This is a genomic window from Limnohabitans sp., assembly GCF_038134685.1.
Classification (GTDB): Bacteria; Pseudomonadota; Gammaproteobacteria; order Burkholderiales; family Burkholderiaceae_C; genus Limnohabitans_A.
Genome location: NZ_JAYPVP010000031.1, coordinates 1 through 15,984 on the forward strand (window position 1 = coordinate 1; position 15,984 = coordinate 15,984).

11 protein-coding genes are annotated in these 15,984 nt (G+C 57.4%); 8 read left to right on the plus strand and 3 right to left on the minus strand.

Features of this window, described 5'->3' with window-relative positions; translation table 11 throughout:
- Positions 1-1,246 (plus strand): hypothetical protein (locus AAFM15_RS10785; protein WP_341686716.1); only part of this gene is annotated, 1,246 nt, incomplete at its 5' end.
- Between the two features lie 90 nt (positions 1,247-1,336).
- On the opposite strand, the gene AAFM15_RS10790 is transcribed toward AAFM15_RS10785, so the two are convergent.
- Positions 1,337-2,278, minus strand: a complete 942-nt coding sequence (locus AAFM15_RS10790) for a glycosyltransferase family 2 protein (RefSeq protein ID WP_341686717.1) — start codon at positions 2,276-2,278, stop codon at positions 1,337-1,339.
- 65 nt (positions 2,279-2,343) lie between these two features.
- Here AAFM15_RS10790 and AAFM15_RS10795 point away from each other — a divergent pair, with 65 nt between their 5' ends.
- The 7 genes from AAFM15_RS10795 (at position 2,344) to galE (ending at position 9,189) form a co-directional block, all read left to right on the plus strand.
- Positions 2,344-3,501 (plus strand): AAA family ATPase, encoded by a 1,158-nt coding sequence (locus tag AAFM15_RS10795; protein WP_341686718.1) that lies wholly within the window; start codon positions 2,344-2,346, stop codon positions 3,499-3,501.
- Positions 3,498-4,160 (plus strand): DUF3226 domain-containing protein, encoded by a 663-nt coding sequence (locus AAFM15_RS10800; RefSeq protein ID WP_341686719.1) that lies wholly within the window; start codon positions 3,498-3,500, stop codon positions 4,158-4,160. Before AAFM15_RS10795 ends, AAFM15_RS10800 begins: the two co-directional genes overlap by 4 nt.
- Before the next feature lie 2 nt (positions 4,161-4,162).
- Positions 4,163-5,098 (plus strand): glycosyltransferase, encoded by a 936-nt coding sequence (locus AAFM15_RS10805; RefSeq protein WP_341686726.1) that lies wholly within the window; start codon positions 4,163-4,165, stop codon positions 5,096-5,098.
- Between the two features lie 186 nt (positions 5,099-5,284).
- A complete protein-coding gene (locus AAFM15_RS10810; RefSeq protein WP_341686720.1) occupies positions 5,285-5,539 on the plus strand; it encodes a helix-turn-helix transcriptional regulator in 255 nt (84 codons plus the stop codon).
- On the plus strand, positions 5,529-6,794 hold the full coding sequence (locus AAFM15_RS10815) for a type II toxin-antitoxin system HipA family toxin (protein ID WP_341686721.1): 1,266 nt from the start codon (positions 5,529-5,531) through the stop codon (positions 6,792-6,794). Before AAFM15_RS10810 ends, AAFM15_RS10815 begins: the two co-directional genes overlap by 11 nt.
- The gene (gene wbaP, locus AAFM15_RS10820) at positions 6,787-8,208 is read left to right on the plus strand and encodes an undecaprenyl-phosphate galactose phosphotransferase WbaP (RefSeq protein ID WP_341686722.1); all 1,422 of its coding nucleotides are present in this window, start codon (positions 6,787-6,789) and stop codon (positions 8,206-8,208) included. Before AAFM15_RS10815 ends, wbaP begins: the two co-directional genes overlap by 8 nt.
- Positions 8,209-9,189 carry a UDP-glucose 4-epimerase GalE gene (gene galE / locus AAFM15_RS10825; RefSeq protein ID WP_341686723.1) on the plus strand — a complete coding sequence of 327 codons (981 nt, stop codon included), beginning with the start codon at positions 8,209-8,211 and terminating at the stop codon, positions 9,187-9,189. It begins immediately after the preceding gene.
- Positions 9,190-9,330: 141 nt separating this feature from the next.
- Here galE and AAFM15_RS10830 read toward each other — a convergent pair whose 3' ends face one another.
- Together AAFM15_RS10830 and AAFM15_RS10835 are read right to left on the minus strand one after the other, a co-directional pair.
- Positions 9,331-12,723, minus strand: coding sequence for a hypothetical protein (locus AAFM15_RS10830; RefSeq protein ID WP_341686724.1), 3,393 nt, complete (start codon positions 12,721-12,723; stop codon positions 9,331-9,333).
- A gap of 102 nt (positions 12,724-12,825) precedes the next feature.
- Positions 12,826-15,984: Ig-like domain-containing protein (locus AAFM15_RS10835; RefSeq protein ID WP_341686725.1), on the minus strand; the 3,159-nt coding region annotated here is incomplete at its 5' end.

Below are 15,984 nucleotides of genomic sequence, written 5' to 3' on the forward strand. Positions count from 1 at the left end.
GTATTACCTTCAGCTTTACCCCATAATTTGGTTTTTCTTGGGGGTGGGGTTGCTGGGAGGCTTCTTTTTTGATGATAAGAGCAACAACAATCACAAGTACACGAAGGCATTGCTTGCTGGGTCTTTTATAGGATTTTCAGCCTATTCTTATTTTATTTTTGCGATTTATGCCGGATCGGTTACAATATTATTTTTACTAGCCACAAGAAAGCAAGAGATTAAATCATTTTTTTTCTTAGTTGCAGGCATTTTTATTGGGTTCATTCCATATTTATATGCACATGTCTCTATTATTTTAAACACCGATTTCTCTTCTTACGTCAACCAAATTAAAGGGCTGCAAACTGCATACGGCGTCGTGGATACGCAGCAAGGCGGAATAATTGAAAGACTAAGTACCGTCATTTCTCGCCTTGAGCAACTAGTCTTTGGGAAAGGTGTCGAGTCTGCGATTTTTGGTAGCTCTAACGAAGCAGCTCTTCCTTCATTTTTAGCGGTTGGATTTCTGTCTTTTTTCTTTATTTTTTACCGACCTTACTATATTAATTCCCTGAAGTTTTCAGATGAAAAACAAAGTTCAGCACAAATTTATTCATCTTTGCTTGCCACACTCACATCGATTTCCATTTTAGTTCACTTGGTATTTGGATCTATAATTGGAAAACCCCTCGGACTTCAGCACTATATTATGCTGATTCCCTTGATGTATTTTTTGTGCGCCGTCTTATTCTCAAATATCTCCTACATAAAACTTAGCGCCTCGATATGCAAAGCAGTTAAATTGATCGCCGCTATACTCGCGATATTTATTATCGTTATCAATATTTTTGCAAGCCACCGAATTTCAAATCGTCTTATGAGCAACGGGGGAAATGGATTGTATTCGGATGCCATTAATACAACTGGACTTTACCTCAAGAGCTTGCCGCCCGAAACTGCTCTACTTTTCCCTCAATGGGGTTATTGGATGGGAGTGGTTTCTATTACAGGATCCAAATATTCTGTATTCGAAGCGCCAAATTTAGTGGAAATGGAAAAAAGACTGAGGACCGACCCCGAACTGAAAAAGAGAAGTTTATTTGTCTTGGTTCTTGGTCAAAATTATTTTCAAGGAAAAGATTTGAATATTGACCCAAGGGAACTGGCAGAGCGCAATGGTCTAAGACTCAGTGATATCACCACTATTCATGGGCGAAATAATATCGATAAAATCAAACTACTTCATCTTTCAAGGACTGAGTATTAACCTTGGCTTGTTGCGTATGCTTTCGTTTTCAACCAAATTTACAGCCTGATGAAAGCCGGACGTGACATTAAAATGGGTAACTCTTCAGATTCAGGTCAGCCGCAAAGCAAGGGCCAGCCCTAAGGTCAAATTAGAACTGGTTGTTTGTCTGCGAATGGCGGTTCCTCGCCAGGTGCAGATCCTCTTCCACGGCAATCGCTCAGCGCGCAGTTGGGCAAATTTTTGATGGAGTTCTTGGGCGGCTTCGCTAGCCGCGGGGCCCAGGTCAAGCACAGCTGCCATGTTCGCATCTGTCCATTGTGTAAAACGCCCTTTAAAGAGGGGTTGGAGTCGCCTGATTTGGGCGCTAAGTCCATAGTTAGACCCAATCACATTCCCCCCGTGCTGACGATAGTGAAGGCAGGGTTCGTCATCAAACCACACTCCGCCACCCAAGGCAGTGGCCACCAGGTAAGTTGTCCAGTCGTGCCACACGCTGTGTTCGGGCTGGACTTTTTTTTGCGCCGCCAGCACTGATGGGCTGAACACCATGGTGTTGCCGCTGGCAATGTTTTGCACCAGCGCGTTGCCAAAGCTGGGCGGGCGGCGTATACGGGGGCTCAGGCCAATGGGTTGGAGTTTGTCGTTCACAAACTGTGTGCGCCCGCAATACAGGCGCACGGGCTGCTGCAGGTGTTGCGCGTGCCACTGCACGGCCCGCTCCAGCTTGTTATCCAGCCATACGTCGTCCTGGTCACAAAACGCGTACAGGTCGTGTTCGGTGCCTGCCGGGGCGTGTTGAATCAGGTGGCAAAAGTTGCGGGTGGAAGAGCCCGCGCACGGGCCTTGCAGCAGAGTCACGGTTTGTGGGCTGCTTTGCGCAAAGGCTTTGACGATGTTCACCGTCTCGTCCGTCGATCCATCGTCACTCACAGTGAGCGTCCACTGGCGGTGCGTTTGCCGGGCAATCGAGTCGAGCTGCGCCTGCAGGTACTTGGCCCCGTTGTAGGTGGCCAGCAGGATGTGGACGGTGGACGGGTAGGGAGTACTCATTTCATCTATTGTCATACAGTTGGCTGGCGTGCATTGGGTAAGATACACAGCCAACGGAGAAAACCATGCTCGATTCCCTGCTGATCAGTAACTTCCGCTCTTTGCAGCGCTTGGAGGTGTCTAAGCTCGGCCGGGTGAATTTGATCGTGGGCAAAAACAACACCGGCAAAAGTTCGGTGCTGGAGGCTTTGCGTATTTATGCTGGCAATGCCCAAAGGCCCTTGCTGGAGGCGCTGGCCCGCGAGCATGACGAGCGTTTCCGCACACGCGAGGCAGAGGCCTTTGAGGAGCCTGAAAACATGCCGTTTCAGGACTTCTTCTTGGGCAGGGCTTTCCCTTTGGTCGATGGGCAATGGATCAGTATCGGTTCGTTGACGAACGAGCAAGAGCGTCTTCAAATTCAGCACGCGCTGATGGAGGAATACACCGACCAGGAAGAGGTGGACGGTGGTGAAACCATCAATCGCATTCGCCGCCGCATTGTCCCTAAAGCAGAGGCAGACCAAGGCACTGCAGAGTTGAGCCAGGTCTTGGTTATCAAGAGGGGGGATCGCTTCTTCCCGCCCATGAAGCTGGTCAATGTGCGTGCGCGTGTGCCTGCCGCAGAGCCTTGGGCCGTGCCATGCAGTGCGGTGCCGACACAGTTCATTTCCATGGATGAGTTGGCTGACGAATGGGACCGGGTCGTAATTGCCGGTCAGGAAGAGATCGTGAAAGCCGCCCTGCAGATCATCGAGCCTGATTTGGAGAGTTTGGTGTTCGTCCGCTCGGATCAGGAGGGGACCTATACACCCAGCCGATACCGTCGCGAACGCACGGCCATGGTCAAGCTCAAAGGTTTGGAGCGCCCGGTCCCTTTGAACAGCATGGGCGACGGCATGCTGCGTGTGCTGCAGTTGGCGCTCAAGTTGTTTACGGCCAAAGGCGGTTTCTTGCTCATTGACGAGTTTGAAAACGGCTTGCACTACACCGTGCAGGAGCGCGTTTGGGCCTTGTTGTTTGAGGTGGCGGACAAATACGACATTCAGATTTTTGCCACCACGCACAGTTGGGATTGCATCGAGAGCTTTACCAAAGTGGCGGTCGGTCGCCCGCAGACCGAGGGGGTGTTGTTCCGTCTGGGCCGCAGCGTGCGCACCAGCGACAAGGGGCAGGTGATTGCCACGGTGTTTGACGAGGCAGCCCTGGCCAATGTGACGCAGGCCGACATGGAGGTGCGATGAGCTCCAAACGCATTCTGCTGGTCGAGGGCGAGGCGGACCGTGGGTTTTTTGAAGCGCTGAGCAGGCGGCTGGCGGTTCAGCTGGAAACGGTCAATATTGGCACCCCCAAGTCCGTCGGCAAGAAAGACACCAAGCAGGGCGTTTTGCATGCCTTGCCCACTTACGTGCAGCAGCTGGCTGACGGGCAAATTGAACACTTGGCTGTGGTGCTGGATGCAGACAGCGCGGCATCAGGCGGCTTGGGTTTTGCCAAAACGCTGGCGCAGTTGACGGCAGTGTTGACACCGTTGGGCTTTACGCACGACAGCACGGCATCACCTGGCTTGTTGTTCAATCATTCCAATGGCTTGAACCCGTTTGGCGCTTGGATCATGCCCAACAATGCCGCCGATGGCATGCTGGAAGATTGGGTCAAATCGTGCATCGCCCCTGCTGAGTCGGCGCTGCTGGGGCATGCTCAGTCGTCTATTGCAGCGATTCCGGGTGGCCCCAAGTTCAAGCCCGTCCATCAAACCAAGGCCGAGGTGGCAACCTGGCTGGCTTGGCAAGCCAAGCCTGACCACGGCTTGCACAAAGTAGCCGAAGAGGCGGGCTTGCTCGATGAGGCCGCGCAGCCTTTCGTGGATTTGTGCGCCTGGCTGAAGCGGATTTTTCCTTGACTGTGTTGGATAGCACGCTTCAACGCGTTTGTCTGATCGTCCCCACCCACAACCCCGGCCCCCTGTGGCCGCAGTGGCTGGCCGCTGTGCAAGCGCAGCAACAGCCACCTGTACAAGGCTTGGTGGTGGACTCCTCCTCTACCGACGGCACCAACTTTGCTGCCTTGCCCGCCGCCTGGCAGTGCCTGCGCATCGCAGCGGCAAGCTTTAACCACGGCGGCACGCGCACCCTGGCGCTGCAGCACGTGCCGCCCGGCACCAATGTGGTGGTGTTCATGACGCAAGACGCCTTGCTGGCCGCGCCCAATGCGCTGCAGGCCTTGCTGTCTGCCTTTGACGATCCCACCGTGGCCTGCGCCTATGGCCGCCAGCTGCCGCATGCCAACGCCACGCCGCTGGCCGCGCATGCGCGGGGCTTTAACTACCCCGCCACTTCGCGCACGCTCAGCATGGCCAACCAGCCGCAGCTGGGGCTCAAAACCTGCTTTTTGTCCAACTCGTTTGCGGCTTATCGCGTGGCCGACTTGCAGGCCGTGGGCGGTTTTCCGGCTGATGTGATTCTGGGCGAAGACATGTCGGTTGCCGCCCGCTTGCTCATGGCGGGCAAGCGCGTGGCCTATGTGGCCGAGGCGTGTGCGCACCACTCGCACAACTACACCTTGGCGCAAGAGTTTCGCCGCTACTTTGACACCGGCGTTTTCCATGCCCGCAGCCCTTGGCTGTTGCAGGCCTTTGGTGGGGCCGGGGGTGAGGGGCTGCGCTTTGTCCGCTCCGAGCTGGCTTACCTGTGGCGTCACGCCCCCAGCTGGATACCTGCCGCCATGGTCAGCACCCTGGCCAAGTGGGTGGGCTACAAGCTGGGCCGTTTGGAGGCTCGCTTGCCCTTGGCATTCAAGCGCTGGTGCAGCATGCACCGGGGGTATTGGTTGGGTGTTTGAGTTATCCGTTTTAAACGGATAAAACTTAAAGAATATGGCCGTTTACGAAGGTCAAGGTCCTGAACGGGAATTTTTTTGGTGAATTGCGTTGTTGGTGCATTAAATAACCCGTACGGTAAATTAATTGCAAATTCATGTTGAAATGCAATTAAAATTTACCGATCAGGCATTTTTTCCGTATTTATCATGACCACCATTGCCAGCCCCCAAACCTTGGGCACCGCCTTGCGTGCAGCCCGCAAGCGCATGGGCTTAACCCAGCCAGAGCTGGCGCTGGCCGCCGGTGTGGGGGTGCGCTTTATTGTGGATCTGGAAGGCGGCAAGCCCACGGTGAGGCTGGAACAGGTGCTGCGCGTGGTTGACGCCGTGGGGGGCTCGCTGGTGCTCAGTGGTTTGGACGCGGGTGCCGATCAGGCGCCCGGAGGCAGCCATGGCGCGTGACATCGGCGTGTGGCTGTTTGGCCAAGCGGTGGGCACTTTGTCGCTGCAGGGTGGGCGGCTGGCTTTCGAGTATGGCCAGAGCTGGCTGGCGCGGCCGGATGGGGTGGCGCTGTCGCAGTCCTTGCCCTTGCGCCCCGAGCCATTTGACGATGTGCAGTGCCGTGCATTTTTTGCCGGTTTGCTGCCCGAGGGGCATCTGAGACGCTTGGTCGCGCAGCAGTGCCAAGTGTCTAGCCAGAACGACTTTGCGCTACTGGCGGCCATTGGGGGGGAGTGCGCTGGCGCCATTAGCTTTGTGCCTGAAGCGGGGGCTGTGCTGGCGGCAAATTCGGCAGATGTCGAGTGGCTGGACGAGGCGCAGTTGGCGGCCTTGCTGGACGAGTTGCCGCGCAGGCCCATGTTGGCGGGGCGCGATGGTATGCGCTTGTCGCTGGCGGGCGCACAGGACAAGCTGCCCGTGGTGTTCGACGGTGAGCGCATCGGCCTGCCCAAAGGTGGCCAGCCCAGTACGCACATTCTCAAGCCGGCCATTGCGACGGTGCAAGGCAGTGTGGCCAACGAGTGTTTCTGTCTGGCGCTGGCGCAGGCTGTCGGAATGGTTGCGGCGCAGGCGCAGGTCTTGCAGATCAAGGACCGTCAGGTTTTGCTGGTGGCACGTTACGACCGCCGCGTGGGGGCCGCTGGTCAGCCTGAGCGCGTGCACCAGGAAGATTTTTGCCAAGCCCTGGGTGTGGTGCCTGAAATGAAATACCAAAACGAAGGCGGGCCGGACTTGCTGGCCTGCTTTGATCTGCTGCGCAAAGCGACCCGGCCAAGTGCTCCGCAGGTGCTGCGAATGCTCGACGCCGTGGTGTTTAACGCCTTGGTGGGCAACCACGATGCACATGGCAAGAACTTTTCCTTGCTGTATGCGGAGGGGGCAACGCCTGTGCTGGCGCCGCTGTATGACCTGCTTTGCACCGCGGTGTACGAGCACCTGACGCCCAAGATGGCGATGAAGTTGGGCAGCAAGTACAAGTTCTCGGAGGTGCAGACCCGTCACTGGCGGCAGTTTGCGCAGGAGGCCGGTTTGTCTGGCGCCCAAACCCAAAAGCGCGTGCTGCAGATGACACAAAGACTGCCCGCAGCTGCGCGGCGATTGCAGTCCATGGAAAGCTTTGTCAATGAGCCCATCGTGGCCAGCATCGTGGCCTTGATCGAGCAGCGCTGTGCGCTGACAAGCCGACGTTTGCTTCAAGAACATGACGATGAATAAAACCAAATCTTGGCGCCAGTTGTCCCCCCTGCAAATCCGCTTGACCAAGGCGGCTTTGCTGCTGGGCGATGTGGTGGCGTTTGTATTGGCTGGTGTGCTGGCGGCTACCCTCGCGCAGGCCTGGGGTGACGTGCACGATGGCCACTGGCTGGTGTCGCAAGACTTGCAGCGCTATTGGGCCTGGCTGGGTGTGGTGGCTTTGGGGTTGGGGTTTTTCTTGGTGCGCTTTCGGCACTACAGCGACCGCAAGCCGTTCTGGACCGAGCTGGGTGAGGTGTTGTGGGTGCTGCTGGTGTTGGCCGTGCTGGATTTGGCGGTGATCGGCATTGCGCGCTGGAATTCGTCTCGCCTGTGGTGGGCGCTGGTGTGGCCGCTGGCCATGGTGGGGCTGCCTTTGGTTCGTGGCGCTTTGCGTTCGGGCATGCGGCGTTTGCGTGTGTGGCAGCGGCCTGCGCTGGTGGTGGGAACGGGCCCCAATGCGCATGAGGCAGCAGAGGCGTTGCAAAGCGAACCCGCGCTGGGCTTTGCGGTGCTGGACTTTCTGGACGCCCACAAGGCCTTGAAGAACGATGGCCAACTCATGAAGAAGTGGGCCAAGGTGCCGGGCGTTCAGTTTGTGCTGGCGCTGGAGGCGGGGCAGAGCGACTTGCGCGAAGCCGTGTTGCGCAAGTTGGCGCACTACAAGGCCGAAGACGTCAGTGTGATCCCCGCCATGCGCGGGGTGCCGTTGTTTGGCACGGACATTTCGTACTTCTTCTCGCACGAAGTGGCCATGCTCAAGTTGCGCAACAACTTGCGTTACTGGCCGGCGCGTGTGCTTAAGCGGGTGTTTGACTTGGCTGCGGCCTTGGTGCTGCTGGTGTTAGGGGCCTTGCCATTGTTGTATATCGCACTGCGCATTCGCCAGGACGGTGGCCCGGCTATTTTTGCGCACCAGCGCGTGGGGCAGTCGGGGCGCATGTTCCCCTGCTTCAAGTTCCGCACCATGCACGTCGATGCCGAGCAGCAGCTGCGCGATTTGCTGGCCAGCGATCCAGCCGCGCGTGACGAGTGGGAGCGCGAATTTAAACTGCGCAACGACCCGCGCATTACCGCCATTGGCCATTTTTTGCGCCGCACCAGCCTGGACGAGTTGCCGCAGCTGTTTAACGTGATCCGTGGCGAGATGAGCCTGGTGGGGCCACGCCCCATCATCACCGCCGAGCTTGCCCGCTATGGCGATGATGTGGACTACTTCCTCATGGTGCGCCCAGGCATGACGGGGCTGTGGCAAGTCAGTGGCCGCAACGATGTGGACTACGACACCCGCGTGTACCTGGACACCTGGTACGTTAAAAACTGGTCGCTGTGGTACGACATCGCGATCTTGTTCAAGACGGTGCGTGTGGTGTTTGCACGTAAAGGGGCGTATTGAATGAAGGTTTTGGTGATCGGCGGCGCCGGCTACATCGGCTCGCACATGGTCAAGTTGCTGGGCCAGCAGGGCTGCAGCGTGACCACACTTGACGACCTGTCCAGCGGCCACCGCGATGCGGTCTTGTGCGGCGAATTTGTTCAGGGCAACTTTGGCGACCGTGCGGTGTTGGATGCGGTTTTGGCCAAGGGGTTTGATGCGGTGATGCACTTTGCCTCGTTCATTCAGGTGGGCGAGTCGGTGCAGCAGCCCGACAAGTACTACCGCAACAACGTGTCCTACACGCTGGCTTTGCTGGACGCGATGCGTGCGCATGGGGTGGACAAGTTCATTTTCTCGTCCACCGCAGCCACGTTTGGCGAGCCGCAGTACACGCCCATTGACGAGCGCCACCCGCAGCAGCCCATCAACCCCTATGGCCGCACCAAGCTGATGGTGGAGCAGGCCTTGGCCGATTATGACCGGGCCTATGGCTTCAAGTCAGTGTGTTTGCGTTACTTTAATGCTGCTGGCGCTGACCCCGAAGGCCAGCTGGGCGAGCGCCACGACCCCGAAACGCACCTTATTCCCTTGGTGCTACAAGCCGCCAGCGGGCGGCGTGCCAACATCAGTGTGTTTGGTCGTGACTACGACACGCCAGACGGCACCTGCATTCGCGACTACATCCACATCAACGATTTGTGCTCTGCCCATTGGCTGGCATTGCAAAGCCTGCTGCAAGGGCAGGGCAGCCAGCGCTACAACCTGGGCAACGGCAACGGTTTTTCGGTGCAAGAGGTGATCGACACTGCCGAGCAAGTCACGGGCCGCAAAATCGCGGTGGTTAACGCCCCCCGCCGCGCCGGCGACCCCGCCCGCCTGGTGGCCGACGCCACCCAAGCCCGCCAGCAGCTGGGCTGGCAACCCCAATACGCAGATTTGGCCACCATCATCGCGCATGCGTGGCAGTGGGAGCAGATGGCTTCGCTGTGCTCGCCATGACGGTGTAGGGTTCGCTTGCCATGACATCACTGCGAGGCCCGCAGGGCCGTGGCAGTCTCCAACAAGCCGCCTTCGGGCGGTTTTTGTTTTTGGTGCGCTTGCAAAAGGGGAGGATTACCGTCAGCCCCCAATTGTTTCGCCTCAGATCACCACGCCGTTGACTTGGTTGACCAGGGTCTGGATTTCGTAGAGTGAGTCTACGGCGGAGCCGTCATCGGGGCCACTGTCAATGGAGCTGAGGATGGCAGCCAGGTTGCTCGTGGTGACCCCGGTGATGCCGATGTCCACAAAGTCCTGAACTTGAGGGTTCAGGTCGTGGATTCCAGCGTGGCGCAGTATGCGCATGCCAGCGCTGGCCAGGGCATCGATTTCGGCGGCGGTGTCCACTTGGTCGGCCGTTTTGTTACGAATGACATCGTTGAGCAGGTTGACGCTGATGGTGGAGGTGATGTAGACCACGCCATCGGGGTTGAGGTAGCCCGAGACGCCGATGTCGTTGTAGTCGGTGCTGGTGGGGGTGTAGCCAACGCCTGCATCGGATGCGCTGCCGTTGGCGATGGTGAGGATGTTGTTGTACGAGTGCACCAGAGCCTGCACTTCGTATTGCAACGAGTCTACGTTAACGCCGCGCTTGACCGCAGTGTCGAGCGAGCTGTTGTAAGACGCAACGTTGGCTTCGATGACGTTGGCTGTACCTGTTTTGAGGTAGGTGGCGTAGGTGATGGTGCTGTTGGCGTTGTTGGCTTCTGCGGCGGCCTGGATGCTGGTTTGTGCAGCTGACCAGGCGTCCATGTGCGCCTGGAGTTCGGCAATGGAGTCGGTGGTGGAGCCGTCGTCGGGCTCCAGCGCGAACATGCGGTCCACAAAGTTGCGCACGGTGCTGATGGAGTCGTAGTTGGTGTTGACGCCCAGGGCCTGCAGGTCTGCGGCGTAAATGGTGCCGGTGCCTTTGACGACAGGATCGATCTTTTTGACGATTGATCCCATGGCTTGCAGTTCCGCAATGGTGTCAATGTCGGCGGGGGTCTTGGTGCCGACAAAGTCGTTCATCAGGTTCACAAACGACTGGGTGTTGTTCATGTAGTTGACGGTGATGAGCGATACATAGTCGGAATAGACGGGGTCGGTCTCGGTGTCGTCGGGTGCGGATCCGTTGGCTTCTTGCACAATGGCGTGAACTTTGTTCATATAGGTCTGCACCGCCGAAAGGCTGCTGACTTGACTGCCAGTATCTATGGTTCTTGCCACTGTCGCATTCATCAGAGGCATGTTGACGTCGTTGGCGTTGACGATGCCCAGGGTGGTGAGCTCGGCTGCGGTGAGTGTTCCTGTGTCTGCGGCTTTGGCGATGACGGCTTCAGAGATGCGAGCCAGTTCTGCGATTTCTGCAACGGTGTTGACGTCGGCTACGGTTTTGGCAGCAATGGAGCTATTGAGCAGATAACGAGCGCTGGTGGCTATGGAGACGCCAACGTTGGCAAAGTCTTCTACCGTGAGCCAGTGGCCGCCGTTGGGGTTGGTGGCTGTGGCGTTGGCCTCGGCCTCAATTTTGTTGAAGGCGTTGATGCTGTTCTGGATTTTGACGGCCGTGTCGGTGGCTGCGCCGTTGATGAGGCTGGTGTTGAGGATTTCGTTGATGGCGGCGACATTGTCTGCTGTGACGCCGCTCATGCCGGCTTGTGCGTAGTCGCTGAGCGTGGGGCCTGTGCTCGTGGCGCTGTTGGCTTGGGCGATGGCGCTGAGGTTGACAAGCGCTGTGTTCATTTGTGTGACCAGGGCTTGCAGTTCGGCCACGGTGTCGGTGGCGGTGCCGTCGTCGGCTTGGGCGCGAATCAGGTTGTTGAGGGCGGTGATGTTGTCATCGGTCACGCCAGTGACGCCCAGTGTGGTGAAGGTGGACACGGGTACCGCTGTGCTGCTGCCTTGCGCCACGTCTTGAATGTTTTGGGCGAGAACGGCCAGGGCAGCGATTTCAGCAACGGTGTCGACATCGGCGGTGGATTTCTCGGCAATGATGTCATTGAGCAGCGCTGTGCTGCCTGGTGCCGTGAGTGTGCCGCTGGGCACGCCGATGGCGGTGTAGTCCGCTGTAGTGGGATTGGTGCTGGTGGCGTCAGCGGCTGAGCCATTGGCTTCGGCCAGGATGGCGTTGTAGGCATCGACGATGGTCTGGATTTTGGCTGTGGTGTCGGTGGCTGTGCCGTTGTTGCTGGTGGTGTTGAGTGCATCCAGAACAGAGGGCAGGTTGGTGTTGTCCACGTTGATGACGCCAGCGCTGGTGAATTCGGTAGTGCTGAGGGTGTTCGCGGTGTCGCCTTCAGCAGCGATGCTGATCAGGTTGATGTTGGGAGCAATCGCGTCAACGAGTGCTTGGAGCTTGGCTACGGTATTGGTGGCACTGCCATCATCGGCTTGTGCTGTCAGCACGTTGATGAGCGCGGGCAGATTGTCAGTGGTGACGCCAGTTACGCCTATGGTTTCGAAGTCTGTTGTGCTTGGCGGCGTGGAGTTTGTATCGCCTGCAACGAGACTCTGGATGGTGTTGGCAATGCTGGCTAGCTGATTGATTTCAGCGATGGTGTCGACGCTCGAGACAGCTTGGTTTTTGATAATGTCGTTAAGGAGTTCGAGCTTCTGTGGCTCTGAGGTGGCAGCGCCGATGTCCGCACCAATGGCTGAGTATTGCTGCGTGGTTGGATCTGTTGTGCTCGCGTCAGCGGCTGAGCCATTGGCTTCGGCCAGGATGGCGTTATAGGCATCGACGATGGTCTGGATTTTGGCCACAGTATCGACCTGGGTTCTGCTCAATTCGCCTGTGTTGAGAGCGCTGTTGATGGCGCTCACGTTGTTGCTGTTGACGCCGGTGACGCCTGCGTTGGTGTATTGGGAAGGCGTCAGTTGCGTGGCTGTGTTGTCTTGTGTGGCGGCTTGAATGATTTCCAGGGCCTGTTCTTGTGGAGAGACGCTGGATCCGCCGCCACCACCACCACCGCCCAAGGCAGCGCCGCCGAGTGCCAGGCCTCCCAGAAGGGTGCCGGAGGACACGCCCGCAGCTGCCGTGGCAATGCTGGCTGATGCAGCAGACGCTGCAGCACCCACCATGATGGGCATGCACATGGCCGATATGGCACCGGGCTCCCAGAGGGTGGTTTCGCTTGCGGTGTCAGAGAGGGCGGGCGCATCAGCGCTGACTTGAACATAGGGGCAAGCGCTATCGCCAGTGTGCAAGACGAATTCGATGCTGTTTTCTGGCGTGGCTTGTGCGGTGCCCTTTGGGAAAAATTCTTGCAGCTCAATGAGGGTGCCGTTGTCGAGCTCAACACTCAGGTCTCGCTGTTTGCGGAGCACCTTTTTGACGCTCTGGATGGCGCCAGTGGTGGTGTCAACAACCCGGTAGCTGGTCCCTGGTTGGGCCTTGAGCAAAACAGTTTGTGAGCTGTTTTGCAAGTGGGCCAGTGTGGAGCCAGGGTCAACGGCTTCGGTGGCAAATGCTTTGGAAAATTGGGCGGATTGTTGCAGTGCGAGTTGCGCCATGGGGGTGTCCAAGTTTGTAGGTATGTCTAAAACTTGATTTTTGGCGTTTGGATGTCAGGAGTTCATAAATTTTGTAAAGAGTTGGCGGATGAGCCGGGTGGCTTATCCGATGACGATGCCTGTGGCGTGGTTTTGACTCAGAAGGCCTGAGCTGTCTGCGGTGTAGACCACATAGGTGCCGGCCTCCAGTCCGCTGAGCGACAAGCTGGTGCTGGCGCTGCTGCGCAGGGTGACGTTGTCAATGGCGAAGGAGGCATGGCTGAGGGCTAGCGGAGCGGTGCTGTTGTCCCAGCTGGTACTCATGCCAAAGCCAAGGTCGATACCGCCGTCGTTGTTGACCACGGCTTGCAGCGCGTAGTGATGGACTTCTTCCCGGAGTGTGGTGTCGCTATTGCCGCCGTTGGTGCTGTTGGAGAGGTCGCCAAGATCGATGCCGCCATCCCACGCATCGAGTGTGCTTCTGGAACTGCCAAAGTATGCGGTTGACGTGACCTGGGTGTTGTTGATGTAGACATTGAAGTGCTGGCCTTCCCAGGCGTCCATTTCGATCATGTCAAATTCAACCCAGACGACAGAGCCGCTGCTCAGGCCAAGGTTGTAGGATTTTTGTACGCTGAGGGAGCCCTCTTGCGTGTTGACGAATCGGCCCAGTACGCTGTTGAGGCCGTACTGGCTGTGCAGGTAGAGGGTGTCGGTGCTGGCGGTGTTGTTGTAGGTCCAGCCCTGAGGGGTCTGGTTGAAGTCTTCGTAAGAGAGGATGGAGCTGGTCAATGCCACCGCGTTCCATTGGCTGGATGCAGCGCTGGTGATGTCGCTTTCCGTGCTGACATTGAGTGTGCTCTTGACCAGATACGCTGTGCCGTCGGTGGAGCTGGCAACGTCAATGCTCTGGTTGCTGGTTTGTGCTGTGGTGGTACGGGCCAGGTTCAACACGCGGGCGTATTCGAGTTCGGCCATGGCGTCCAGATTGTTGCCGTTGATGTTGCTCCAGTCGTACCAGGTGCCGCCCGTCTGGTTGAAGGCCATGATGGTCTCAAAACCGTTGCCATTGGGTTCGTTGACGTTCCATTGGGTGTAAGTGCCAAAGGGTGTGGTGTCGTTGGCACCACCTGCGGTGGTGGTGACAGTGCTGTTTTCGTTGTAGAAGGGCGCCATCACGTTGTCTGCGAATTGCCAGTCCCAGACGCCGTCGCCGTTGATGTCTGTGCCGCCCAGGAACAGGTTGCCAGAAATGCTGGAGCCGCTTTGAAGATCGACGATGGCGGCGTTTTCGCTGGCACTGTTGATGTGCAGCATGTGCAGCTGCACGCTGCCAGCGGCGCTGGTGTATGTTTTTCCAAGGGCCCAGGTTTGCTGGTCACTCCATTTGAAAAACGCATTGTTGCGGTCGATGTAAAAGGAGCCTGTGGAGCTGTTGGCGGTCGATGTTTCGCCGCTGGAGACGCTCAGCTGAGATTGAATCAAGCTGATGGTGTTGGCTTGTACGACAGGTAAAACGTCAATGGTGACAGTGGCGCTGTCAGCGGTGTTGCCAGCCAGATCGCTCCAGCTGATCGTGGCGGTGTGTTCGCCAGTCATGGCATTGGCGATGCTGTCTGATTTGATGCTCAGGCTTTGAAGAATGTCGTCAATGAGGGTGTTGTCGAAAACACTGAGGTCGTTTTTGTATAGGGTCAGCTGGTGCTGGGTGCTGTCGTAATGGTAGTCCAGCCCTGATACGCCTGCGATGGTTTGGTTGGTGTTGCTGCTGTCTGTGTTCAGGGCGATGGAGTTGGTGCCAACCCGTAACAATTCATGAGCATCGTCCATGCCCGCACCACCAAGGCTGAGGGTGATTTGGTAGATGTCGGTGCTGCTTGGTGCTTGTAATGCCGGGGCGATGGTGATGCCTGTCGCCCAGTCGCTGGTGTTGACGGTCAGACTGGTGGTGTTCTGTGTGCCGATGTCGGCGCTCAGATCGACGGCTGTGACACTGGTGGTGTCAAGGACGTAAGCGAAGTCTGTGGTGTTGGAGGTGTTGTTGGCGGCATCCACAACGCGCACTTGTGCGGTGTTGCTGCTGAGCAAAGTAGCGGCGTAGCTGAAGGCGTTTGTGCCAGCGGTATGGGTGGCGGTTTGCCAGGTGGCGCCATTGTCCAGGCTCACTTGAACCGTATCGCCCGCAGAGGTGTTGCCGCTGAGGGTTCCAGAGAGGGTTTGGCTGTCGATGCGGGTGACCAGATCGGTGGTGCTGGAGCCCGTGTCCGAGCTCATGCTCAGAGTGCTGACGGTGAGGGTGGGGGCTGTGTTGTCCAGGGTGATGGTGTGGGTGGCTGGCGCGCTGGTGTTGCCGGCGAGATCGGTGTAGGTGACGGTGAAGTCGCGATCGCCTTCGGATGTGCTGCTGGTCTGGAATTGAAGGCTGCTGACGATCTGATCAATATCGCTGGCTGTAAATGTGTCGGTGGTCAGCGGGGTGAGGGTCAGAATGTGGGTGGTGCTGTCGTAGGTGTATTGAAGATTCGAGATGCCCCCGATGGTGACGTTGCTTGCAGAGAAGTCGTTGTTCAACGCTTGAAAGACCGAGCCTTCAAGTTTCAGGGTGTCATGGCTTGCATCGAAGCCCTGGCCACCAATGTGGATATCTATGGCGCTGATGTCAGTGTCTGTGACCTCTTGCAGATCGGGAGCCACTGAGATGCCGTTATTGGTGGCACTGGCGTTGATGGTGATGCCGCTGGTGGACTGAATGTTGGCGCTGGCAGCAAGGTCCGGGCTTGCAGGTGCTTGTGTGTCCAGCGTGTAGCTCTGGCTGTAAACGGGAGCGCTGTTGTTGCGGGCATCGACCAAGCGTGCCTTGATGATGTGTTCGCTCGTCAGTTGGGTGCCGAGGCTGAAGGTGTTGGTGCCTGTGGCGTTGTTGGCGTTGACCCAGGTTTGACCATTGTCCAGGCTGATTTGAACGGTTTCCCCTTGCAAGGTGTTGGCGCTTAAGGTGCCTGTGAGTGTTTGCTGGCTGGTGTGGGTGACATAGTCGGTTGTGTTTGCGCCCGTATCGTCGCTCAAGTTCAGAGAGACTATGGTGGTGTCTGGGGCGGCCGTATTGATAAGGGCCTGCAATTGCGCGAGGGTGTTGGTGTGTATGCCGCTGTCGTCTTGGGCGGCGATGTTGGCCAAGATGTTTTGCAGGTTGTGATCTGTCACGTTGAGAAGACCGATGCTCTGTAGGTCGCTGACGGTGAGTGCGGGGTTGACGCTGCCGCCGTTGGCAATGGTCTGAAT

Bases quoted from the DNA above. Each gene is read 5' to 3' on its own strand.
- AAFM15_RS10810 (WP_341686720.1), top strand. From the start codon at position 5,285: ATGACCACCATTGCCAGCCCCCAAACCTTGGGCACCGCCTTGCGTGCA.
- AAFM15_RS10790 (WP_341686717.1), bottom strand. From the start codon at position 2,278: ATGAGTACTCCCTACCCGTCCACCGTCCACATCCTGCTGGCCACCTAC.
- AAFM15_RS10795 (WP_341686718.1), top strand. From the start codon at position 2,344: ATGCTCGATTCCCTGCTGATCAGTAACTTCCGCTCTTTGCAGCGCTTG.
- AAFM15_RS10830 (WP_341686724.1), bottom strand. From the start codon at position 12,723: ATGGCGCAACTCGCACTGCAACAATCCGCCCAATTTTCCAAAGCATTT.
- AAFM15_RS10815 (WP_341686721.1), top strand. From the start codon at position 5,529: ATGGCGCGTGACATCGGCGTGTGGCTGTTTGGCCAAGCGGTGGGCACT.
- galE (WP_341686723.1), top strand. From the start codon at position 8,209: ATGAAGGTTTTGGTGATCGGCGGCGCCGGCTACATCGGCTCGCACATG.
- AAFM15_RS10800 (WP_341686719.1), top strand. From the start codon at position 3,498: ATGAGCTCCAAACGCATTCTGCTGGTCGAGGGCGAGGCGGACCGTGGG.
- wbaP (WP_341686722.1), top strand. From the start codon at position 6,787: ATGAATAAAACCAAATCTTGGCGCCAGTTGTCCCCCCTGCAAATCCGC.